We start from the raw sequence: 22,257 nt of genomic DNA, 5'->3' as shown, positions 1-22,257 counted from the left end.
GGCGTCTGTCTCCTCTTCCACGTGTGTCACTGCGGTCCGGGGCCCTGGCTGAGTACGGCCGCGGAGTTGAAGCCGCCCCGGCCGCGGGCGAGGACCAGCGCGTTGCGCAGCCGCATGCCGTCGCGGGGGGCGGTGACCAGGTCGATCGGGCAGTCGTCGGCGGGGCGCCGGGTGCCGGTGGTCGGCGGGATGACCTGGTCGCGCAGGCTGAGCAGGGCGGCGGCCACGTCCAGGGGCGCGCCGCCGGCCAGCAGGCGGCCGGTCATGGTCTTGGGGGCGGTGACCGGGACGCCGTGCGGGCCGAACAGGGCGCTCAGGGCGGCGGCTTCGGCCCGGTCGGCGTCGCGGGTGCCGGCGGCGTCGGCGAAGACGACGTCGATCTCGTCGGGGCGCAGTCCGGCGTCGGCGAGGGCGAGGCGGGCGGCGTCGGCGAGGCGGTCGGTGCCCGGGCCGTCGAAGGTGGCGGCGTATCCGGCGAAGGTGCCGTAGGTGCGGGCGCCGCGGGCGTGGGCGGCCGTGCCGTTCTCGAGGACGAACAGGGCGCCGCCCTCGCCGACGATGTGGCCCGCGGCCGCCGGGTCGAAGGGCAGGTAGGCGCGGGCCGGGTCGGTGACGGTGCTCATGGAGCCGCCGGCCAGGTGGGCGGCCCAGCCCCAGGGGCACAGTGCGGAGTCGACGCCGCCGCTGATCATGAGCCGGCTGCCCTTGCGGATGCGGCGGCGGGCCTGGGCGAGGGCGTCGAGGCCGCCGGCCTGTTCGGAGACGACGACGCCGCTGGCGCCGCGCAGGCCGTGCCGGATGGAGATCTGGCCGGTGTTGACGGCGTAGAACCAGGCGAAGGACTGGTAGGCGCTGACGTGCTGGCCGCCTTTGCTCCACAGGGCCTGCAGTTCGCGCTGGCCGAACTCGAAGCCGCCGGCGGAGCTGGCGGTGACCACGCCGGCGCTGTAGTCCGGCAGGGCGGCCACGTCGTCGCCCCAGTCGTCCAGGGCCTCCTTGGCGGCGGCCAGCGACAGGCGGGTGACGCGGTCGGTCTGCGGGAGCAGCCGGCTGGGCAGGTGGTCGGCGTCGACGAAGCCGGTGATCTCGCCGGCCAGGCGTACCGGGTAGCGGGTGGCGTCGAAGCGGGTGAGGGGGCGGATGCCGCTCTCGCCGGCGAGGACGGCCTGCCACCAGGCTTCGGTGCCCAGTCCGTTGGGTGCGGTGACGCCGATGCCGGTGACGACGGTGGCGGTGGTACGCGGGGAGGTGGCCTGCGCGGGCCGCACGGTGTGCGCGGGGGCCCGGTGTTCGGCCAAGGCCGTGGTCATCTCATTCCTCCGTGGATGCTCCGCCCTTCAGGGCGGAGAGGAAACGGACACCTGCGGAGCAGGGCAAGGAACTGTGATTCGCCGCCAGGGCGGATCACAGTGCTCTGACCCGTAGGTTTGGTCTTCACGTCGGGCGCCGCTAGTTTGTGAGCGTGGTCACGAGGTGCGTGAAGCGGGCGTATCGGTACCGCTTCTGTCCGACCGATGCGCAGGCGGCCGAGCTGTCGCGCACGTTCGGCTGCATCCGCAAGGTCTACAACCTCGCCCTCGCCGCTCGTACCGAGGCGTGGGAGCGGCAGGAGCGGGTCAACTACAGCCGGACCTCGGCGATGCTGACGGTGTGGAAGAAGACTGAGGAGCTGGCCTTCCTCAACGACGTGTCGTCGGTGCCGTTGCAGCAGTGTCTTCGGCACTTGCAGACGGCTTTCACCAGCTTCTTCGGCAGACGGGCCAAGTACCCTCGTTTCAAGTCGCGGAAGAGGTCGCGAAGGTCCGCCGAGTACACCACCAGCGGTTTCCGCTTTCGTGACGGCCGCCTGACCCTGGCGAAGATGGCGGAGCCGCTGGACATCGTGTGGTCGCGTCCCCTTCCTGAGGGAGCATCGCCGTCCACGGTGACCGTCTCGCAGGACAGCGCCGGCCGATGGTTCGTCTCGATGCTGTGCGACGACCCGTCCGTCGAGCCGCTCCCCGCGACCGATACGGCGGTCGGTGTCGATGTCGGCCTGGACCACCTGCTGACCCTGTCCACCGGGGAAAAGATCGCCAACCCCCGGCACGAGCGCCGCGACCGTGCCCGCCTCGCCCGTGCCCAGCGGCAGCTCGCCCGCAAGGCCAAGGGTGACGGCGCCAACCGGGCCAAGGCCCGGCAGAAAGTCGCCAAGGTCCACGCCCGGATCGCCGATCGCCGGCGTGACGGCCTGCACAAGCTGACCACTCGTCTCGTTCGTGACAACCAAACGATCGTGATCGAGGACCTGACCGTGCGCAACATGGTCAAGAACCACACCCTCGCCCGGGCAATCTCGGACGCGAGCTGGAGCAAGTTCCGCTCCATGCTGGAGTACAAGGCCGCCTGGTACGGACGGGAAGTGATCGCGGTGGACCGCTTCTTCCCCTCCTCCAAGATGTGCTCCGCCTGCGGCACCCTCGCAAGGAGAATGCCGCTTTCCGTCCGTACCTGGACGTGTGACAGCTGTGGGGCGGTCCATGACCGGGACGTGAACGCGGCGAAGAACCTTCTGGCGGCCGGGCCGGCCGTGTCTGTCTGTGGAGCTGGTGTAAGACCTCAACGGAGCACTCCGGGCGGGCAGTCGGTGACGAAGCAGAAACCCTCACGGCGCGAGCCGTGAGAATCCCCCTCTTTCAGGAGGGGGAGAAGTCAAGCTGCCTCCTGCAGTCGCGGCCGGGTCAGGACGATGGCGCTCTGGAAGCCGCCGAAGCCGCTGCCGACGCTGAGGACCGTGTCGGTGCGCTGTTCGCGGGCGGTCAGGGGGGTGTAGTCGAGGTCGCACGCCGGGTCGGGCTCGTGCAGGTTCGCCGTCGGGGGGACGGTGTTGTGCTCGATGGCCAGGGCGCTGGCGGCGACCTCGAGCGACCCGATGGCGCCGAGGGAGTGTCCGATCATCGATTTGATGGAGCTGACCGGGACGGTGCGGGCGTGGTGGCCGAGGCTGCGTTTGAAGGCGGCGGTCTCGTGCCGGTCGTTCTGCTTGGTGCCCGAGCCGTGGGCGTTGATGTAGTCGACGGCGGTGGGGTCGAGCCGTGCCTCGTCCAGGGCGGCGGTGATCGCCTCGGCCATCTCGGCGCCGTCGGCCTTCAGGCCGGTCATGTGGTAGGCGTTGCTGCGGCCGGCGAAGCCGGAGATCTCCGCGTACACGTGGGCGCCGCGGCGGCGGGCGTGTTCGAACTCCTCCAGCACCAGGACGGCCGAGCCTTCGCCGAGGACGAACCCGTTGCGGGTGCGGTCGAAGGGGCGGGAGGCGGTGGCCGGGTCGTCGTTGCGGGGGCTGGTGGCCTTGATGGCGTCGAAGCAGGCGACGGTGATCGGCGAGATGGGTGCTTCGGTGGCGCCGGTGACCATGACGTCGGCGCTGCCCTCGCGGATCAGGTCGACGGCGTGGCCGATGGAGTCCAGGCCGGAGGTGCAGCCGGTGGAGATGAGGGAGACGGGGCCCTGGGCGCCGGTGGCGCGGGCCACTTCGGCGGCCAGCGAGCTGGGCACGAAGTAGTCGAAGAGGTGGGCGACGGCCCGTGTGTGGTCGACCTCCCAGGCCGAGCCCTGTTCGCTGACGACGCCGTACTCGTCGTCGAGTCCGGTGGTGCAGCCGACCGCGCTGCCGAGGGTGACGCCGGTGCGCAGCGGGTCGGGCAGGTCGGTGGGCAGGCCGCTGTCGGCGAGCGCCTCCCGGGCGCTGACGAGGGCGAACTGGGCGGCCCGGTCCAGGCGGGCGGCCTCGGCGGGGCCGAAGCCGTGCGCGGCGGCATCGAAGTCGGCCTCGGCCGCGATGCGGGAGCGGTAGGCGGATGCGTCGAACAGGGTGATGCCGCGGGTGGCGGTGCGGCCCGCGGTGAGCGTGTCCCAGAAGTTCCGGGTGCCCACGCCGCCGGGCGCGACGACGCCTATGCCGGTGATGACGACCCGTCTCATCGCCTGGTCCCTCACAGTTGTCCTCCAGATAGGGGCGCGGTGCGCCGCGCCACACGGCAGGCCCGCCCGATGAGCCGGGGGATCTCCCGGCCGCGTACGAAGAAGTGGTCGCCCGGGACGGTGCGCCGCACCAGCGGGCCGGTGGTCCAGCGCCGCCAGCCGTCCATCGCCTGCGCGTCCACCACCCGGTCGTCCCGGCCGTCGACGGCCAGGACCGGCACCGGCAGGGGGCCTCCGGTGGCGGGGTCGTTGGCGGCGGCGCGCAGGGCGGCGCCGAGCCGCAGGTCGTCCCGCAGGACGGGCAGCACCGTGCGGTGCCACACGCTGTCCGGGTCGGCGAGCAGGCCGGTGGGTGCGGAGCCCAGGTCGCCGAGGAAGGTGAGCAGTTGCTCGTCGCTCAACTCGCCGCTGTGGTGGGCCAGGACCGCGTCCGGCGGCGGGCAGGCGCCGACCGCGAGGAGCACGGGGGGCGGCAGGCCCTTGTCGGTGAGGGCGCGGGCGAGGGTGTAGGCGACCATGCCGCCCAGGCTGTGCCCGTACAGGACGTAGGGGCCGCTGTGCGCGGCGTCGGACAGGACGCCGAGCAGGTCCTCCAGCAGACCGGTGCGTGAGGTGGGGCGCTTCTCGTGGCGCCGGGAGTCACGGCCGGGCAGCAGCACCGGGCGGATGTCGATGTCCGGGCCCGACCGGGTCGGCCAGCGGGCGAAGCCGGTGACCCCGGCGCCGGCGTGCGCGAAGCAGTACAGCCGCAGGGGTGGGCGGCCCGCCGGGGCGGGGCCGCCTCCCGCGGCTGCTGTGTGCACGGATCCGTTCATGGGCACCGACCTTCGCGGACCGGCCTGGAGAACGGCTCGAATCAGCCAACCACCGCCCCCGCGCCGGTGGTTCAGGCCGCGTACAGGTTGAAGGTGGAGGTGCGCCGGGGGGTGGAGGACACGTCGAGCTGCGGGTCGACCGCGAGCATCGCCTGGTGCAGGCGCTGCAGTTGCGGCGAGGGCTCCACGCCGAGCTCGTCGATCAGCCGCCGGCGCAGCCGGTGGAAGACGTCGAGCGCGGTGGCCTGGCGGCCGGAGCGGTAGAGCGCCACCATCGCCTGCGAGTGCAGCCCCTCGTGCTGGGGGTGGCGGGCGATCAGGTCGGTGAGTTCGGCGATCACTTCGACGTGGCGGCCCAGGCGCAGATCGGCGTCGATCCGGCGCTCACGGGTGACGAGTCTGCTCTCTTCCAGCCGCATGACCTCTATCTCCAGGATCGGGCCGACGCGTACGTCGACCAGTGCGGTGCCCTGCCACAGATCCAGCGCCTGCCGGTAGGTGCGGGCGGCGCGTTCGTCCTCGCCGTCGTCGAAGGCCTGCTGGCCCTCGGCGACGAGCCGCTCGTACTCGTGGACGTCGACGGCCTCGGGTGGGATCTGCAGCAGGTAGCCGCCGTGCCGGGTGGCCAGCACGTCCTTCGCGGTGCCCGGGACGTCCGGTCCCATGGCGGTGCCCAGCCGGCGGCGCAGCTGGAGAATGTACGTCTGGAGTGTGGTGAGTGCGCTCAGCGGCAGTTCGGTGCCCCAGATCTCCTCCATGAGTGTGGGCACGGGCATGACCCGTCCCGGGTAGAGGGCGAGCAGCGCCAGGATCTGCCGCGGTTTGCCCGCCGTAGGAACGATCGACATCCCGTTGACGTGGCCACTCAGCGGACCCAGAACCTGAATCTTCATGGTTTCCTCCGTACCTCGACGGCCTGCGCTCGGCTTCCGAGCCGGTTTACGAATCGGTATCCGAGGCGCGGTCGATATTGCGCCACTGGGGACCCGCTGTCCTTTCTTCACTATCCATGGACGAGATGCACCGTAGCTTCTTTCGACCGGGTGACCCGAGTAATCTCCAGCCGCTGTCGAGCAGTTCTCCGCCGGGCGGTGCCTGACGCGGCACTGACACATGCCTGACCACGTGAACGGCAATAGGGAAGCGCCTTCCTTACGGCCGTGCGGCGCTGTTACTTTCGGCGCCATGGAGACGTATTCGGAGCGTGAGGTGCCGCCGGGAGCGGATCCGCTGACCCGGCAGCTGCTGCGGCAGATGGTCGCCGGCTGTATGCGGCTGGAGCCGGCGGAACTGCCGGACGACGACGAGGACCTGGTCGATCACGGGCTGGACTCGATCAGCACCATGCGGCTCATCTCCGCCTGGCACCGGCGCGGCATCGAGGTCGGCTTTCCCGAGTTGATGGCCCGCCCGACGCTCGGGCACTGGTGGCAGCTGCTTTCCCAGGAGCGTCCGACGCGCACGCCCTGAAAACAACTCAAGGCCCCTCATACGGAGGCTGGAGTCCCGCTCGCGCGCCCCGCACGGCCCGCCGACACCGTCTAAGGTCCGATAGTCGAAGAGTTGTACCAGGCTTTTTCGTGAAGCCGGAATCGGATCACCGGACGGAGCCCCCCATGGAATTCGGCGTCAACTTCTTCCCGGTCGTCGACCCGGTCAAGAAGAGTGCGAGCACCTATTACGACGAAAGTCTTCAGCTGGTCGAGCTGGCCGAGGCACTGGACTTCGAACATGTCCAGACGGTCGAGCACTACGGCTCCCCCTACGGCGGTTACAGCCCCGACCCGGTGGTGTTCCTGACGGCCGCCGCCGCGCGCACCAGCCGCATACGGCTGGTGACGGGCGCGGTGATCGCCTCGTTCGCGCATCCGGTGCAGCTGGCGGCGCGGCTGGCGCTGCTGGACAACCTGTGCCACGGGCGGCTGGACGTGGGCTTCGGACGCGGTTTCCTGCCCGACGAGTTCGAACTGTTCAACGTGCCCATGGAGGAGAGCCGGACCCGTTTCACGGAGGTCGTCGAGGCGTGTGTGGCGCTGTGGAGCGGCAAGGAGGTCCGGTTCGAGGGCGAGGTGCACCGTTTCGGTCCGGTGACCGGCTTCCCCCGGCCCTATCAGCGGCCGCACCCGCCGGTGTTCGTGGCGTCCGCGACCAGCGCCGCCTCGTGCGCGCTCGCCGGTGAGCAGGGCCACCATCTGCAGGTGGTGCCGTCGGTCACCAGCCAGGAGCAGCTGACGCAGATGACGGCCGCCTACCGCGAGGCGCGGCGTGCGGCGGGCCACGAGGGCCCGGGCCGCATCCAGATCAAGTACACCTGTTACCTCGGTGAGGACCGGGCCGCGGTCCTTTCGGACGCGGCCGCGTGCGAGCGCAACTATGTGGAGCAGATGGCGGCGGCGGTCGCGTCCTGGGCGAACGCCCGCTCGGAGCAGTACCCGGGCTACGAGCAGTTCGCCGACAAGGCCCGCTCCTACGACTTCGACACGGCGCTGGCGGCGAACAAGGTGCTGGCCGGCACGCCGGACGAGGTCCGCGGCCAGATCGCGACGATCCGCGACTGGTACGGCGACGACATCTGCCTGAGCCTGCAGTTCAACCCGGGCCCGCTGCCCTACGAGCGGGCCGAGCGGGCCATGGAGCTGTTCGCCCGGCATGTCGCCCCCGCCTTCACCGGCAGCGTCGCGGCCGTGGCCGCCGCGTGAACGCGGCCCGGTACGAGGGAGCGCCCATGTACGGCACCGGTGACGGGCTGCGGCTGTTCGTGTTCCACCACGCGGGCGGCTCGCATCTGCTCTACCGCGACTGGCCGAGGCTGCTGCCCGCCTCGTGGGACGTGCGGCTGCTGGACGCGCCCGGCCGCGGGCGGCTCACCGGCGAGCCGCAGATCGACGACGCCCACGCGCTGGCCGCGTTCTTCCGGCGCCGTCTCGCGGCCGATCTGAGCGGCCCGTTCGCGTTCTTCGGACACAGCATGGGCGCCCTGATCGCCTACGAGCTGACCCAGCAGCTGGCCGCGGAAGGCCACCGGCTGCCGGTGTGGCTGGGGCTGTCCGCACGCGGCGCGCCGCGGCCGCAGGGCGAGGGCACCCGCCGCCACGCCCTGCCCGACGAGGAACTGCGGCTGCACCTGGCCGCGATGGGCGGCACCCCGCTGGAGGTGTTGCAGGACCCGGACCTGTGGGAGATGTTCGCGCCGGCGCTGCGCAACGACCTGCGGCTGGTGGAGAGCTGGCGCCCGCTGCCCGGCGCGCCGGACCTGCGGATGCCGCTGAACGTGTACGGCGGGCACGGCGACGTCGTCGTCGCGCCGGAGCGGCTGGCCGGCTGGCAGGAGCACGCGCGGCGGTTCATGGGGCTGCGGATGTTCGACGGCGGGCACTTCTACTTCCAGGCCGACCCGGTCCCGCTGCTGGAGCACGTCGCCCGTGACGCGAGCGCCGCGCTCGCCGCGGCCCGGGCGGTGGGTGCGGCGTGAGCGGCACGGACGCGGACGTCGTCGTCGTCGGGCTCGGCGCGTGGGGCGCGTGCGCGCTGTGGCAGCTGGCCGGGCGCGGGGTGCGGGTGATCGGCGTCGAGCAGTACGGCCTGGCCAACGCCCATGGCTCCTCGCACGGGGAGAGCCGGATGTTCCGCACCGCGTGCCTGGAGCATCCCGGGCTGGTGCCGCTGGCCCGCCGCTCCCGGCAGCTGTGGCAGGAGTTGGAGCGGGAGACCGGCACGCACCTGCTCGATCCGACCGGGGCGATGCTGATCGGCCCGCCCGACGGGCGGATCGTGGGCGGTGCGCTGCGCGCGGCCCGCGAACACGGGCTGGACATCGAGGTCCTCGACCGGCGGGAGCTGCACCGCCGGGCGCCCGCCCATCAGGCGCTGGCGCCCGGCGACGTGGGCGTCGTCGAGCCGGCGGGCGGGCTGACGCTGCCGGAGATGACGATCCGGGCGGCGGTCGGCGCGGCCCGGGCCGCGGGCGCCGGCGTGCTGACCGACACCCGGGTCACGGCCCTGGAGCTCACCGCTACGGGTGTCGAGGTGCACACGGCCGCCGGCCGGGTGCTGCGGGCCGGGCAGGCGGTGGTGACCGCCGGGCCGTGGCTGGGCCGGCTGGTGCCGTCGCTGCCGCTGGAGGTGGTGCGGATGCCGACGACCTGGTTCACCCCCGCGAAGGCCGACGAACGGTTCACCCTGCGCCGGCTGCCGGTGTTCATGCGCGAACTCGCGGGCGGGGACGTCATCTGGGGGCACGGGGTGCTGCCCGGAGGCACCGAGCTCAAGCTGGGCCTGGAGGACGGCGGCCGGCACTTCGCCACCGTCGACCCCGACACGGTGGAACGCTCCGTGTCGCCCGCCGACTGGAGCGTGCTGGCCCGCCATCTGGCGGACGCGGTGCCCGGCGCCGGGCAGGCGCCCTCGCGGGCGGTGGCGAACATCTACGCCCGCACGCCCGACGGGCAGTTCGTCATCGGCCGGCCCGGGCGCGATCCGCGGCTGCTGGTCGCGGGCGGCTGCAGCAGCCACGGCTTCAAGCACTCCACGGGCATCGGTGAGGCGGTGGCCGACCTGGCGCTGGGCAAAGAGCCGGCCGTGCCGCTGGGCTTCACCGATCCCGACCGCTTCTAAAGGGACGTGCGAGGAAGACAATGAAGTTCCGCATTCTCGGTCCGGTGGAAGTCCACGACGAGCGAACCGGTGTGAGGATCCTTCCCACGGGTGCCAAGCAGCGCGCCCTGCTGGGCGCGCTCGTGGTGAAGTCGGGGCAGATCGTGTCCGTGCACCGGCTGATCGACGAACTGTGGGGCGAACAGCCGCCGGCGAACGCGACCAACGCCCTGCAGGCGCATGTGGCGCGGCTGCGGCGGCTGCTGCCGGTGCCAGAGCCGGGCTCCGGCGAGCCGCACCACGAGTGGATCGTGACCCGCTCGCTCGGCTACGTCCTGCGGCTGGGGCGTGCCGGCACCGACGCCGACCGCTTCCACCGGCTGGCCGCCCAGGGCCGGGCCGCCGCCGCCACCGACCCCGAGCAGGCGGCCGAACTGCTGCGCCAGGCGCTGGCGCTGTGGCGGGGGCCCGCGCTGGAGGGCAGCGTGCTGGGCGACATCTGCGCGGCGGAGGCGGCCCAGCTGGAGGAGAACCGGCTGACCGCCCTGGAGGCCCTGTACGACGCGTGCCTGCGAGCGGCCCGGCACGGTGAGATCACCGGCGAGCTCGAGGAACTGACGACCGACCACCCGATGCGGGAACGTTTCTACGACCTGCTGATGCTCGCCCTGTACCGGTGCGGGCGGCAGGCGGAGGCACTGAGCGTGTACGACCGGGCCCGCAGACGGCTGGTGCACGAACTGGGCGTCGAGCCGGGTCCCGCGCTGCGCGGCCGGATGGAGGCGATCCTCCAGCACGACCCGCGACTGGCCGCGCCGGGCCCGGCCGGGCAGCTCGCCCGCGTCCACCCCCTGCCGCCGCCACCCGCACCCGCGCCCACCGCGCCGGGGCCGGCGGGCGGCCCGGACGCCACGGTGCTGAACCTGACGGGCGAGATCGCCCGGCTCCGCAGCCGCATCGAGCACCTCTCCCTCGAACAGGAGGCCCTGATGCGCCGCTTCGACCAACTGGTCGCCAACCCGGCCTCGGGCCACTAGGCCCTGCCCCGGGGCAGGGCCGTGGGCGTCGGCCGGCCGCTCCGCGCCCGCGGGCAGCCGAAGCCCCCCGGCCCGCCGGTCGACGAAGGCACCGCTCCCGGGCCGGCGGCCCGGCCGGCCCGTGCTGCCGCCACGCGCCAGGACCGCGGAGGCCGCTCCCCAGCAGCGGGCGACGCCCGCACCGCTCGGCCCCGGCCCCGGCCCCGGCCCGGGGCCGGCGGGCCGGCGGGCCTGTGACAGGGCCGTGCGCGTGGCCGTCCGCTCCGCAACTGCGGGCAGCCGAAGCCCCCCGGCCCACCGGCCGACGAAGGCACCGCTCCCGGGCCGGCGGCCCGGCCGGCCCGTGCTGCCGCCACGCACCAGGACCGCGGAGGCCGCTCCCCAGCAGCGGGCGACGCCCGCACCGCTCGGCCCCGGCCCGGGGCCGGCGGACCGGCGGCGGCAGCGGAGCGGCGCACGGCCGAACCGTGTCGACGGCCGTTCGGCAGAGGGCAGTTACGACCGGCCGCCGCACGGCAGATGCACGCTCGCCGACCGTGCCTGCAGGTACCGCGCGTGCGAGGCGCCCGTCAGGCGGCTGCGGCCGCACCACTCCCCCGGGCCGGGGACGACGAACCAGCGGCGGCCCGCGGCAGCATCCGGCCAGGGGCAGGCCACGCGGGGCACCGTCCGCGGACCGGCGAAAGCGGCGGAGCCGGCGGCGTCAGGCGCGGCGCCGGCAGCGGCCCGCAGCAACCGGCATGCCGGCCGAGCCACGTCAACAGCCGCCCGGCAGCAGGGCGTCATCACCGGGCCGCCCGACGCCGTCGGCCGAGGGCGGCAGATACCGCGAGCACGAGGCGCCCCGGCCGGCGGCGACCGCCGCACTACTCCCCCGGGCCGGGCCTACAACTGGTCGCGGCTGCCCGCCGGCAGCACGACGGGGCCCAGCAACGGGGCAACGGCCGTGCGGCAGAGGGCAGTCACCACCGGGCCACACCCCACGGCGCTGCTCGGCCGCCAGCCCGCCAGGAGCGGGCAGATACCGCGAGCACTGCGCCCACTTCGGCCGCGACCACCCAACTCCCCCGGGCCCGGCCTACAACTGGTCGCGGCTGCCCGCCGGCAGCACGACGGGGCCCAGCAACGGGGCAGCGGCCTTGCGGCATGCCACGCCGGGCGCCGTCCGGTCCCGGCGAGTGGCGGGGCCAGGGTGCCGGGGTGGGGGCGGCGGCAACGGGGCAACGGGCGTGCGGCAGACGGCAGTCACCACCGCGGCCGGGCCGGCAGGGCAGGGCCGGCCCGGGCCGGAGGTCAGGCGAGGGCCGGGGTGGTGGGGGTCGGGGTGTGGAAGTCGCGGCGGTACCACAGCAGGGGTGGCTTCGCCGGGTCGCCCGTGCGGATCTCCACGGGCGTGCCGAGCACCAGGTCGTGGTCGCCGGCGCGCACCACGTCCGTGGTGCGGCAGCGCAGGACGACCTTGGCGTCCGGCAGGTAGGGCACCCCCGTACCGTCCCAGGCGGCGAACTCGCCGCCCGCGAACCGGTCGGCGCCGTGCGTCGCGCACCGCTTCGCGACGGCGCGCTGGTCCTCGCCGAGGATGCTGACGCAGAACTCGGCGGCGGCGGCCATCGCCGTGTGGCAGCTGGAGGTGAGCGCGATGCCGACCATCACCAGCGGCGGGTCCAGCGACACAGAGACCACCGAGCCGGCCGTGAAGCCGTGGCGGCGTCCGGCCGCGTCGAGGACGGTTACGACGGTGACGGGCGACGCCAGCTGCGCCATCGCGTCTCGGAAACTCTGCGGGCCGACCGCGGGCCTTGCCGGGTCGTCGGCTCCTGTCACGGGGGCTCCTTCTGTTGGTGGTTGCCGCGCCTCAGCGGGCGGCGCCGGCCAGGGCCGGCAGGGCGCGGTGCCCGGTGGGCAGCTCCGCTTCGCGCGGGGCGGCGCGGCCCCAGGGGAAGCCGTCGTGGATCAGCAGCCGGTCCGGCGGCGCGGTGCCGTCGGCGCCCTTCTCCACGGCGAGCGACACCAGCACCTGGGGGCGCGGCTCGAGTTCGGTGAACAGCCAGCGGTCGGCGGTGTCGCCCTCGGGCGGGCGGAAGCCCAGCACCCCGCGGTCCTCGGCGAGTTCGAAGGCGAACGAGTCGAACGGCAGCCCCAGCCCCAGGCCGCGGGCCTTGGCGTAGGCCTCCTTCAGCGTCCACAGCCGCAGCGTGGCCCGGTCGCGCCGGCTGCCGGGGGCGATCGTGGCGAGGTGGGCGCGTTCTTCGGGGGCGAAGCTCTCCACGATCCAGTCCAGGCCGCGTTCGCCGCCCCGGTCGAGCCGTTCGACGTCGATGCCGACCCGGCGGTCGCGGGCGACGGCGACGACGTTGCAGCCGTGCGCGTGCGACAGGTTGAAGTCCAGCTCGGCCTCCGGGCCGCGGGGCCGGCCGTGCGGCGGCGACTGGAGGAACGGGCGGCCGCGCGAGGACCGCCAGATCGTCGCCTCCGCCTCCGGGATGCCGGTCTGCAGGGACAGCACCCGCCGCACCAGCGCGTGGGCGACCAGGTACTGGCGGCGGTCGCGCTCGAAGAGGAACCGGCCCGCGATCTCGCGCTCGTGCTCGTCCAGCCAGTGGCCGGCCAGCAGCGTGCTGGTCGCCTCGTCGAGGGCCTCGTTGAGGCAGAACCAGATCTGGACCGTGCCGCGGCCGGCGCCGACGGCGCCCGTCGGGGTCATCGGGCCCCCGCGGGCACCCGCTCGCGCCGTATCTGGCGGAGCATGCCCGACAGCACGTTGCCGGTGCCGATCTCGGTGAACTCCGGATCGTCGCCGTACCGACCGTCGAGGAGCGCCTCGACGGTCTCGTGCCAGCGCACCGGCTGGTGGATCTGCTGCAGCAGCAGCTCGCCGACCCGCTCGTGGGTGTAGGGGCGGGCGGTGGCGTTGGCGATGACGGGGAAGGCGAGCGGGCCGAACACGGTCCGCTCCACGACCGGGTACAACTCCTCGGCGGCCGGGGCCATGTAGCGGGAGTGGAAGGGGCCGCTCACGGCGAGGCGGCGCACCATGCGGGCGCCCACGTCCTCCAGGATCGGGCCCGCCTCCTCCAGGTCCGCCACCGGGCCGGCGAGGACGATCTGGGCGCCGGTGTTGAGGTTGGCCAGGTCCAGGGAGGCGAACCCGGCGCGCAGCAGCAGGAAACGCAGTTGTGTCTCGGGCAGGCCGACGACCGCGCTCATGCCGCCGCCGTCGATACGGGCCATCGCGGCGGCCCGGGCGGCGACCAGGCGCAGCCCGTCGGCGAAGCCGAACGCGCCCGCGGCCTCCAGGGCGTTGTACTCGCCGAGGCTGTGCCCCACGGCCACATCCGGCCGTACGCCGGTGTCCTCGAGCGCCGCGCGGTGGGCGAGGGCGTTGACGGCGAACATCGCCGGCTGGGTGTAGCGGGTGTTGCCGAGCTGCCCCTCGGGGTCCTCCAGGCACAGTCGGCGCAGGCTGTAGCCGAGCACGTCGCCGGCCTGTTGCTCCAGGTCGGGGAAGCGGTCGAACAACTCCCGTCCCATACCGACGCGCTGGGCGCCCTGGCCGGGGAACATCAGGATCCGGGTCAAGGTGATCACTGCCTTCTGGGGTAGTGCGGAAGTCGGTGTCCGGGTTCGGGGGTTCCGGCCCGGGGTTCGAGTTCGGGTGGTCCGGGCCCCGGGGGGTGCGGGGGTCCCGGGGTTCCGCGGTTCTTCGGTTCCGGGTCCGGGGGGTCGGGGTCCCGGTCCGGGTCCGGTCCCGAGGGTTCGGGTTCGGGTTCGGGTCAGACGGTGGCGGCCTCCGGGAACGCCTCGTCGGCGAGTGCCCCGAGGTCGGCCGCGGTGAACAGGGTTTCCAGGGGGACCTCGCGCCCGCCGTCGGCGGTGATCCGCGCGGCGATCCGCAGCAGCTGCCTGCTGGTCGCGCCGAGTGCGAACAGGTCCTGTGCCGGGTCGAGTTGCGCGGCGTCCACGCCGGTCTCCGCGGCGACGACCCGGGCGAGCCGCGCGAACGCGGCGTCCGCGCCGGGAGCGGAGATGTCACGGGCCGAGACCGAGACCGAGGCCGCGGGCGCGGGCGCGAGAGGGCCGGGGTCGGGGTCGGCCGGGGTGTCGGTGCCGATCCCCCACAGGGCCCCCATCCGTGCGGACAGCGCGGGCCCGCCCGCGGGCGGCGTCTGCGGCGTCGGCAAGACGGCTGCCGCGGGCGTGGGTGCCTCGGCGCTGTTGCTCACCGATGTCGCCGGGGCCGCCGCGGCGGGAGGTCCGGCGGGCTCGTGTCCGGGCGTCGCGGAGGCGGCGGCCGGGACGGGAAGGGGGAAGGTCACGCGGGTCAGGGGTGTCGCGGGGAGGGACGCCTTGGGGGCGGTGAGGGCGGGCCAGGTCACCGGTTCACCCGCCATCCATGCGGTGAGCGCCTTGGTCTCCTCCCCCGGCGCGGCGGCGCGGTGTTCGACGGCGCCGGCTCCTTCGGCGCGGATGCGGCGGGCGAGGTCGCGCAGTGCGGCCGGGGCCTGGGCGCGGTCGGTGACGAGGCCGGCGCGGGCGGGCCGGTCGGTGCGGCCCTCGCGCAGGGCGCGGGCCGCCGCGGCGGTGGTGAGGGCGGGGTCGTCGGCGAAGGCGGTGGCGAGACGGTCGGCGAGGTCGGCCAGGTTGCCGGGGGTGTCCGCGGACAGCGGCAGCGCCAGGGCCGTGTCATCCGCGGTCCCCGCGAAGGCCGGGGCGGGGGTGGGGGGTTCCTCGACGACGAGGCTGCCGTAGGAGCCGCCGCCGGCGAAGCCGTTGACGAGCGCCCGGCGCCGGGCGCCGGGGGCGGTGCGCCACCGGTCGGCGCCCGGTGCGGCCAGGGTCACCGCGCCGGGGGTGCGGGTGAGGGCGGGGTTGACGGCGGACGTCAGCCGGGTCGGGTAGAGGTGGTCGCGGCGGAACTGGGCGATGAGCTTGCCGAGCTGCGCGAAGACGGACGCGGCCTCCAGGTGCCCGGTGTTGGGCTTGACGGTGCCCACCGGCACGGGCGAGGGGTCCGGGCCGGGTGCGCCGAGGAGCCGCTGCAGGGCGGTGAACTCGAGCGCGTCGGCGAGGGCGGCGCCGGCCGCGGCGGCCTCCACGTAGCCGATGTCGGCGGGCCGCAGGCCGGCGTCGTCGAGCGCGGCGCGCATGGTCTCCTCCTGCCGCTGCGGGTCGGGGATGCCGAACTGCCGTGTCGTGCCGGAGTGCTGGAGCGCGCCGCCGCGCAGGACGGCGTGCACCGGGTCGCCGTCGGCCAGGGCCTGCTCGAGCGGTTTGAGGAGTACGGCGCCGACGCCTTCGCCGACCTGCCAGCCGCCGGCCCGGTCGGTGAAGGCGCACGAGTCGGCGTCCTTCGCGAGCAGGCCCATCTCGGACAGGACGTCGAGGTGGTCGGGGTGGAGGACCAGGTTCGACCCGGCGGCGAGCGCGGCGTCGCAGCGGCCGCCGGCAACGGCGCGGAACGCGGCTTCGACGGCGGCGAGTCCGGACACGCATCCGGTGTCGAGGACCACGCTCGGCCCGGTCAGTCCGAAGGCGTGGGAGGTGCGGTGGGCGAGCCCGCCGCGCGTGGCGTGGGTGCTGCCGGGCCGCTGCGCGGCGCGGGCGGCGACCCCGTACAGGGCGTGGTCGTGCCACATGGTGCCGACGAACACCCCGACCTGCCCGGCGGCCGCCAGCCGGCCGGGGGTGAGCGCGGCGTCCTCGAGGCAGCGGCGGGCCACCGACAGCAGCAGTCGCTCCTGCGGGTCGATCGCGGCGCCCTCGGCGGCGCTGATGCCGAACTCGTCGGCCTCCGCGGACAGGACGTCCTCCAGGTAGCCGCCGACGTGGGCTCCGGCGTGCCGGGCGTGCGGGTGCAGCGGCGCCCACCGGTCGTGGGGGGCCGGGCCGGTGGCGGTGGCGCCGGCGGCGAGGAGGGTGTCGAGTTCGTCCAGGGTGCGGGCGCCGGGCAGGTCGGCGGCGAAGCCGACGACGGCGACGGCGCGCTGCCCGCCGTCCCGGCCACCTGGCGGGACGGTGACAGGGGCGGTGACAGGGGCGGGGTTCACGGTGGGGGCAGGGGCGGGTCCCTCGCCGGGGGTGAGGGCGGCGCGGGCGGCGCGGCTGTGCGGGGTGAGGGCCCCGCCCCACAGGGACAGCAGCAGTTCCTGGTCGGCGTCGAGGGAGAAGTCGCCGCGGACGGCGTCGAAGTCCATCTCGCCCACCGCGCACAGTCCCAGGCCCCGTTCCGGTGCGCCGGTCAGCAGCAGCTGGGCGATGTGCCCGGCCTCGATGGTGGAGAAGCGGGCGGCGTTGCGTTCGCCGTAGGCGGGGGCGATGGCGGCCGGGGTGGAGACGAGGAAGACGCCGAACGCCGACCCCTCCACGAGGGCGCGGTTGTGCAGGACGTGCAGGTCGGTGCCGTAGCGGGCGCCGGGCGCGACCGCGACCAGGGCCCGCTCGGCGGGGTGCAGGTAGTACAGGCCCGGCTCGGTCGCCTCTACGGCGCCGGGGGCGATGTACACGTACACCTGGACGGGGTAGAACCCGCCGCCCGACGGGTAGCGGCGTTTGGCGCGGCCCTCGAGCTCGCCCCAGGTCACGGTGGACAGCAGGGAGAGCAGGTCGTGGGCGGGCAGGGGGCCGTCGTCGAACTCGCGGAAGGAGGAGGCGTCGAACAGGGCGACGGCCTCCGCGGGGCCGGCATCCGGTACCGGCAGCCGGCGCATCGTTCCCGGCAGCCGGCGCTCCGCGACGCGGGCGTCCTTGAACGCGGCCTTGGCCTTCGGGTCGAGGGCGATGCGCACATCGGCCGCCCGGCCGGCCGGGGCGGCGGGTGCCGCGGGGGCCGCGGGGGCGGCCGGGGTGGCGCAGGCGGCGATGCTGCGGGGGGTGGGGCTCTGGATGAGCACCTCGACGGGCACCTGCGCACCGCCCGACACGGTCTCGATCTCCTGGGCGAGGCGGATCATGGTGAAGGACGTCGCGCCGAGGTCGAACAGGTCGTCGTCCGGGCCGACCTGGTCCACGCCCAGGATGCCGGCGGCCGTGCGGGCGACCGTCTCCGCGGTGACCGGTCCGCCGGCCGCCGGCGCCGGAGCGGCGGCGGGGGGTGCGGGGGCGGTGAGAGCGGTCAGGGCGTCGAGTGTCGGCTTGCTGATGAGCGCCTCGACGGGCAGCGCGGTGCCGGTGAGCCGTTCGATCTCCTGCGCGATGCGGATCATGGTGAAGGACGTCGCGCCGAGGTCGAACAGGTCGGCGTCGCCGTCGAGTTCCTCGACGCCCAGGATGTCGGCGACGGCGCGGCGCACCTCCGCGTCCACGCCCGGGACCGCCACCGGGACCGGGGCCGGTGCCGGTGCCGGGTCGGCCGCGGGTGCGGCTGGGGCTGCGGCGCCGGCCGCGGGTGCGGCTGGGGCTGCGGCGGTGGCGGTGGCTGCGGTTGCGGGTGGGGTGTCGAAGAGGCGGGTGGCGGCCTGGCGGTCCAGTTTGCCGTTGGTCGTCAGCGGCAGTCGGTCCACGAAGCGGTAGCGGCTCGGGACCAGGTAGGCGGGCAGCGTCTCGCCCAGTGCCCGGCGCAGGGCGGAGACGTCCGGCTCACGGCCGGAGTGGGCGGCCACGCACACGGCGGCCAGGGCCTGTTCGCCGGAGCTCTCGTCGTGGACGGGAAGGACGCGGGCCTCCGCGACGGCGGGCACGTCGGTGAGCGCCGCCTCGATCTCCTCCGGTTCGATGCGCAGCCCGCGCAGCTTGAACTGGTTGTCGATCCGGCCGAGGTAGCGGATCTCCCCGTCCTCGGCGAGCAGTCCGAGGTCGCCGGTGCGGTACAGGCGGGGTGAGGGGTCGTCGTCGGGGAAGGGCGAGGCGATGAACCGTTCGGCGTTCAGTTCGGGCCGTCGGTGGTAGCCGAGGGCGACCTGCCGGCCGCCGATGACGATCTCCCCCGGGGTGCCGGGGGGCACGGGGCGCAGGTCCTCGTCGAGGAGGTGGATGCGGGTGTGGGCGACGGGCCGTCCGATCGGGACGGTCGGCTCGTCCCAGTCGGGCCGGCAGGCCCAGTGGGTGACGTCGATGGCCGCCTCGGTGGGCCCGTACAGGTTGTGCAGTTCGGTGCCGGTGCCCAGCACCTCGTAGAAGGTCCGCATGGTGGCGACGGGCAGTGCCTCGCCGCTGGCGAACACGTAGCGCAGGGCGGTGCATCGGGCGGCGGCCGGGTGGCGCAGGAACATGCCGAGGACGGACGGGACGAAGTGGGTGACGGTGACCTGTTCGTCGTGCAGCAGCCGGGCCAGGTAGGCGGGGTCGGCGTGGCCGCCGGGGCGGGCGACGACGAGGGAGGCGCCGGCGATCAGCGGCCAGAAGAACTCCCAGGCCGAGACGTCGAATCCGTAGGGGGTCTTCTGGGCGACGCGGTCGGCGGGCCCGAGGGGGAAGCGTTCCTGCATCCACAGCAGGCGGTTGGCGACGCCCTGCTGGGAGTTGCGGCAGCCCTTGGGCTTTCCGGTGGTCCCGGAGGTGTAGATGGTGTAGACGGGGTCGTCGCCGGTGACCGTGACGGCGGGCGGGGTGGTGGGCCGGCCGTCCAGGGCGGCCCGGTCGGCCGCACGGTCGGGGCAGACGACGAGGGCGCCGGCGGCGGTGGGGACCGCGGCGTGCGCCTGGTCGGCGACGACGACGCGGGCGCCGCTGTCGGCGAGGAGGTAGCGGATGCGCTCGGGCGGGTTGGCCGGGTCGACGGGCACGTAGACGGCGCCGGCCCGGACGACGGCGACGAGCGCGGTGACCAGGTCGGGCGAGCGGTCCATGTGCACGGCGACGTGGTCGCCGGGGCGCACGCCGAGGGCGTGCAGGTGGTGGGCCAGGCGGGCGGTGCGCTCGGCCAGTTGCCGGTAGGTGAGCGTGCGGCCCTCGTACCGTACGGCGACGCGGTCGGCGCGGCCGGCGAGGGCGGACTCGAGGAGACCGGCGAGGGTCAGGGGGGTGCGGTCGTCGACGGGGCCGACGACGCGCAGGTCGGTGCCGGGGGCGACGTGGGCGTCGGCGGGGGCGACGGTGTCGGGGCGGACGGGGCGGGACGCGGTCCGCGCGCCGGTGTCCGCCCCGGAGGCGGGACGGGGCTCGGCGCCGGCGTAGGCGTCGGGGTCGACGTAGGCGTCGGCGACCGCGTGCAGCTCCTCGGCGCCGGCCGAGGGCGCGGCGGGGGCGGTGGTCGCGGTGGCGTCGGTGGCGTCGGCGCCGGTGGCGAACCGGCGTACGCGGTGGGCGTAGCGGTCGAACATGGCGTCCAGCACGGCGGGTTCGAGGATGTTGTCGGCGGCGTCCCACTGGCCGGCCAGTTCGTCGCCGACGAGGAGCGGCACATGGTCGAGGGCGACCTGCGCGGTCTGCGACTGGCTGGTGCGCAGGGTGACGCCGGTGGGGTGCAGTGCCGGGTCGATCTCGGGGACGCGGGTGAAGACGACGGGCAGCCGCAGGGCGCCGCCGGAGCGGAACACGCGGGTGCGCAGTTCGCCCAGGCCCGGCCGGACGTCGGAGCGTTCGAGGTCGGCGCGGACGCGGGCCCACAGTTCGCGGGCGCGGTCGGCGAAGCCGTCGGGCAGGGTGTCGTCGACGGTGACCCAGGCGAGCTGGGTGAAGTCGGCGACCATGGCGTCGGCGCCCGGCAGCGAGGCGGGCCGGTCCCAGGAGACGACGGTGACGGTGAAGGGCCCGGCGTCGGTGAAGCGGGCGCGCAGTTCGTCGGTGTAGGCGGTGAGCAGCACCATGTCGGCGGGGACGCCGATGGCGGCGGCGCGTTCGCTCAGGGTGCGCCAGGAGCCGAGCGGGGCCCTGCGGTGGACGCGGGGGGCGCCGGGCGCGGGGTCGGGCAGCGGCGGGCCGGGCGGCAGGGCGGAGAACTTCTCGCGCCAGGCGGTGCGGGCGGCCAGGTCCTCCGGGCTGCCCGGCCGTTCGGCGAGGGCGCGCAGATGAGGGACGGGGTCGGCGGGGCCGGTGAGGACCGACTCGTCGCCGTCGTGGAGGGCGAACAGCTGCCCGAACAGCAGGGCGAAGCTGCGGGCGTCGGCGATCAGGGCGTCGAGGAGGACGTGCAGCACGGTGGTGCCGTCGGGCAGGGCGCTGGCCTCCAGGGCGTACATGGGGCGGCTGCCGAGGGGGAAGGCGCCGGCGCGCAGCCGGGCCCCGGTGGCGGCGAGCGCGGCTTCGGTGTCGGCCGTTGCGGTCAGGTCGTGGCGGGTGATGCGGTACACGTCGTCGGGGTCGTGCGGGGCGACGGTGAGGGTGCCGTCGTCGTGGACGGCGGCGCGCAGCATGGGGTGGTGGGCCACGAGCCGGTTCCAGGCCCGCTCCAGTCGGTCGGTGTCGTGCCGTTCGAGGAGGAATTCCTGGTAGACGCGGGTCTGTGCGCCGCCGTCGAGGCCGCCGATCCGGCCGACGAGGTAGGCGGACTGGACCTCGGTGAGGGGCACGGGCCGGCCGTCGTCGCCGTGCCCGGACACGGCCGGGGCGGCAGTGGCGGGCGCGGCGGTGGCGGTGAGGGTGGGGGTGGTGAGGGCGGGGGCGCCTTCGTCCGCGAGGCGTTCCAGGAGGCCGCGCAGGGTCTCGAACGCGGCCCGGGTGCGGGCCGTGTCGAGGGCGGTGGGGGCGAAGTCCCAGGACAGCAGCAGGGCGCCGTCGCGTTCCTGGACGCAGCTTTCCAGCTGCACGCCGGAGGTGAGGGTCGCGGAGGCGTCCTGGTCGATCCGGGTCGCCCAGTGGTCCGGGTCGCCGGGCTCCGCGAGGGTGCTGAGGCTGCCGAGCAGGCTGGTGAAGACCATCGGGACGGCCAGGCCGCGGCGGCCCGGTTCCGTCCTCGCGCGTTCGCGCAGGGCACGGACCCCGCTGACCGCCGCGTGCTCGAGGTCCTGCCACAGCCGGCCGCGTACGAGGTCGACCCGTTCGCCCAGTGTTCCGGCCGGCGGTGGTGCCACGAACACGGACGTGGACAGGAACGGGCCCACCACCCGTGCCACGTCCGGGTGGACGGGGCGGCGGTTGTAGGTGGTGAGCACCACCGGCAGCGGGCCGGGGGCGTCGCCCTGCACGGCGGCCGTGCACAGGGCCAGCAGCAGGGCGGTGGGCGTGGCCCGTATCTGCTGGGCGGCTTCCTTCACCCGCTGCCAGCGGCGCGGTTCCAGGCGCAGCGCGAGCCTGCCGTGCGCCGGCGCCTGCGGGTCGGCGGCGCCGGCCAGCGGCAGGGGGCGGCCGAAGTCGACACCGGCGAGCTGTTCGCGCCAGTACTCCAGCGAGGCGGCCGGCACGGGGCGGCCGTGGGCGGCGGTGACGTAGTCGCGGAAGGAGATCCCAGGCGGTGCGGGGGCGGCGGCGCCCGTGTAGCGGGCGTACCACTGCTGCAGGAGCAGCGAGACGCTCGGCCCGTCGGCGATCAGCTCGTCCACGGTGAACAGCACCCGGGAGCGGTGGCCGGGCAACTGCGCGACGCGGAGCGCGAACAGCGGCCAGCTGTGGGCGTCGAAGCCCTCGCGGGCCCGGCGGCGCAGCCCTTCGAGTGCCGCGGCCGCCTCCGCGGGAGTGGCGTCGCTCAGGTCCGTGCGCTCGACGCGGTAGGCGGGCACGTGCGCGAGGACCTGCTGGCGGCCGTCGGGAAGGATCTGGGCGCGCAGCATGTCGGTGGCGGCCACGAGGTCGTTCCAGGCGGCTTCCATGCGGTCGGTCTCGAGGTGTTCGGCCTCGAACTCCAGGTGGATCTGGGTGCCCGCGCCGGTGCCGCCGCCCAGGGTGCGTCCCGCGAGGAAGGACTCCTGGACTTCTGTGAGCGCGAACGGCTCGTACCGGGTGTCGGGGGCGTTCTGCGGCATGGCGGGGCTCCGGTTCCC

The 22,257-nt window shown here is 74.7% G+C and carries 14 protein-coding genes; 6 read left to right on the top strand and 8 right to left on the bottom strand.

Annotation, left to right across the window (positions count from 1 at the left end; translation table 11 throughout):
- Nucleotides 1–26 precede the first annotated feature (26 nt).
- Nucleotides 27–1,310: a ketosynthase chain-length factor gene (locus SPRI_RS35070; protein ID WP_078951198.1), complete on the bottom strand. Its 1,284-nt coding sequence runs from the start codon at nt 1,308–1,310 to the stop codon at nt 27–29.
- A 152-nt stretch (nt 1,311–1,462) separates the two neighbouring features.
- On the opposite strand from SPRI_RS35070, the gene SPRI_RS35065 reads away from it, so the two are divergent.
- Nucleotides 1,463–2,662 carry an RNA-guided endonuclease InsQ/TnpB family protein gene (locus SPRI_RS35065; RefSeq protein ID WP_037775583.1) on the top strand — a complete coding sequence of 400 codons (1,200 nt, stop codon included), beginning with the start codon at nt 1,463–1,465 and terminating at the stop codon, nt 2,660–2,662.
- 29 nt (nt 2,663–2,691) lie between these two features.
- On the opposite strand, the gene SPRI_RS35060 is transcribed toward SPRI_RS35065, so the two are convergent.
- The 3 genes from SPRI_RS35060 to SPRI_RS35050 form a co-directional block, all read right to left on the bottom strand.
- Nucleotides 2,692–3,960 carry a beta-ketoacyl-[acyl-carrier-protein] synthase family protein gene (locus tag SPRI_RS35060; protein ID WP_005321633.1) on the bottom strand — a complete coding sequence of 423 codons (1,269 nt, stop codon included), beginning with the start codon at nt 3,958–3,960 and terminating at the stop codon, nt 2,692–2,694.
- An 11-nt stretch (nt 3,961–3,971) separates the two neighbouring features.
- Nucleotides 3,972–4,775, bottom strand: coding sequence for a thioesterase II family protein (locus SPRI_RS35055; protein WP_050791648.1), 804 nt, complete (start codon nt 4,773–4,775; stop codon nt 3,972–3,974).
- A 71-nt stretch (nt 4,776–4,846) separates the two neighbouring features.
- Nucleotides 4,847–5,668, bottom strand: a complete 822-nt coding sequence (locus SPRI_RS35050; RefSeq protein WP_005321629.1) for an AfsR/SARP family transcriptional regulator — start codon at nt 5,666–5,668, stop codon at nt 4,847–4,849.
- Nucleotides 5,669–5,960: 292 nt separating this feature from the next.
- Between SPRI_RS35050 and SPRI_RS35045 the strand changes: the two genes are divergently transcribed.
- The 5 genes from SPRI_RS35045 to SPRI_RS35025 all read left to right on the top strand — a co-directional run bounded on the left by SPRI_RS35045 (nt 5,961) and on the right by SPRI_RS35025 (nt 10,405).
- Nucleotides 5,961–6,245 (top strand): phosphopantetheine-binding protein, encoded by a 285-nt coding sequence (locus SPRI_RS35045; RefSeq protein ID WP_037775580.1) that lies wholly within the window; start codon nt 5,961–5,963, stop codon nt 6,243–6,245.
- 146 nt (nt 6,246–6,391) lie between these two features.
- Nucleotides 6,392–7,474 (top strand): LLM class flavin-dependent oxidoreductase, encoded by a 1,083-nt coding sequence (locus SPRI_RS35040; RefSeq protein ID WP_005321624.1) that lies wholly within the window; start codon nt 6,392–6,394, stop codon nt 7,472–7,474.
- 26 nt (nt 7,475–7,500) lie between these two features.
- Nucleotides 7,501–8,247: a thioesterase II family protein gene (locus SPRI_RS35035; protein WP_037775577.1), complete on the top strand. Its 747-nt coding sequence runs from the start codon at nt 7,501–7,503 to the stop codon at nt 8,245–8,247.
- Nucleotides 8,244–9,389 (top strand): N-methyl-L-tryptophan oxidase, encoded by a 1,146-nt coding sequence (gene solA, locus SPRI_RS35030; RefSeq protein ID WP_005321620.1) that lies wholly within the window; start codon nt 8,244–8,246, stop codon nt 9,387–9,389. The genes SPRI_RS35035 and solA overlap by 4 nt, the downstream gene beginning before the upstream one ends.
- A gap of 20 nt (nt 9,390–9,409) precedes the next feature.
- Entirely contained in the window at nt 9,410–10,405 is a 996-nt protein-coding gene (locus SPRI_RS35025; protein WP_005321617.1) for an AfsR/SARP family transcriptional regulator, read from the top strand.
- A 1,293-nt stretch (nt 10,406–11,698) separates the two neighbouring features.
- Here SPRI_RS35025 and snaC read toward each other — a convergent pair.
- The 4 genes from snaC to SPRI_RS39810 form a co-directional block, all read right to left on the bottom strand.
- Entirely contained in the window at nt 11,699–12,229 is a 531-nt protein-coding gene (gene snaC / locus SPRI_RS35020; RefSeq protein ID WP_005321616.1) for an NADH:riboflavin 5'-phosphate oxidoreductase SnaC, read from the bottom strand.
- A gap of 31 nt (nt 12,230–12,260) precedes the next feature.
- Nucleotides 12,261–13,109 carry a 4'-phosphopantetheinyl transferase family protein gene (locus SPRI_RS35015; protein ID WP_005321615.1) on the bottom strand — a complete coding sequence of 283 codons (849 nt, stop codon included), beginning with the start codon at nt 13,107–13,109 and terminating at the stop codon, nt 12,261–12,263.
- Nucleotides 13,106–13,993, bottom strand: a complete 888-nt coding sequence (gene fabD / locus SPRI_RS35010; RefSeq protein ID WP_053556632.1) for an ACP S-malonyltransferase — start codon at nt 13,991–13,993, stop codon at nt 13,106–13,108. The genes SPRI_RS35015 and fabD overlap by 4 nt, the downstream gene beginning before the upstream one ends.
- Nucleotides 13,994–14,178: 185 nt before the next feature.
- Nucleotides 14,179–22,239 carry a non-ribosomal peptide synthetase gene (locus tag SPRI_RS39810; protein ID WP_053556633.1) on the bottom strand — a complete coding sequence of 2,687 codons (8,061 nt, stop codon included), beginning with the start codon at nt 22,237–22,239 and terminating at the stop codon, nt 14,179–14,181.
- Nucleotides 22,240–22,257 lie beyond the last annotated feature (18 nt).

Origin of the sequence: Streptomyces pristinaespiralis, from assembly GCF_001278075.1 — a bacterium.
Classification (GTDB): Bacteria; Actinomycetota; Actinomycetes; order Streptomycetales; family Streptomycetaceae; genus Streptomyces; species Streptomyces pristinaespiralis.
Note: the sequence above shows the minus strand (reverse complement) of the source record. Positions and strands in the feature narration are given on the sequence as shown.

Bases quoted from the DNA above. Each gene is read 5' to 3' on its own strand.
- SPRI_RS35060 (WP_005321633.1), bottom strand. From the start codon at position 3,960: ATGAGACGGGTCGTCATCACCGGCATAGGCGTCGTCGCGCCCGGCGGC.
- SPRI_RS35035 (WP_037775577.1), top strand. From the start codon at position 7,501: ATGTACGGCACCGGTGACGGGCTGCGGCTGTTCGTGTTCCACCACGCG.
- SPRI_RS35070 (WP_078951198.1), bottom strand. From the start codon at position 1,310: ATGACCACGGCCTTGGCCGAACACCGGGCCCCCGCGCACACCGTGCGG.
- SPRI_RS35025 (WP_005321617.1), top strand. From the start codon at position 9,410: ATGAAGTTCCGCATTCTCGGTCCGGTGGAAGTCCACGACGAGCGAACC.
- SPRI_RS35040 (WP_005321624.1), top strand. From the start codon at position 6,392: ATGGAATTCGGCGTCAACTTCTTCCCGGTCGTCGACCCGGTCAAGAAG.
- SPRI_RS39810 (WP_053556633.1), bottom strand. From the start codon at position 22,239: ATGCCGCAGAACGCCCCCGACACCCGGTACGAGCCGTTCGCGCTCACA.
- SPRI_RS35055 (WP_050791648.1), bottom strand. From the start codon at position 4,775: ATGAACGGATCCGTGCACACAGCAGCCGCGGGAGGCGGCCCCGCCCCG.
- SPRI_RS35045 (WP_037775580.1), top strand. From the start codon at position 5,961: ATGGAGACGTATTCGGAGCGTGAGGTGCCGCCGGGAGCGGATCCGCTG.
- SPRI_RS35015 (WP_005321615.1), bottom strand. From the start codon at position 13,109: ATGACCCCGACGGGCGCCGTCGGCGCCGGCCGCGGCACGGTCCAGATC.
- SPRI_RS35050 (WP_005321629.1), bottom strand. From the start codon at position 5,668: ATGAAGATTCAGGTTCTGGGTCCGCTGAGTGGCCACGTCAACGGGATG.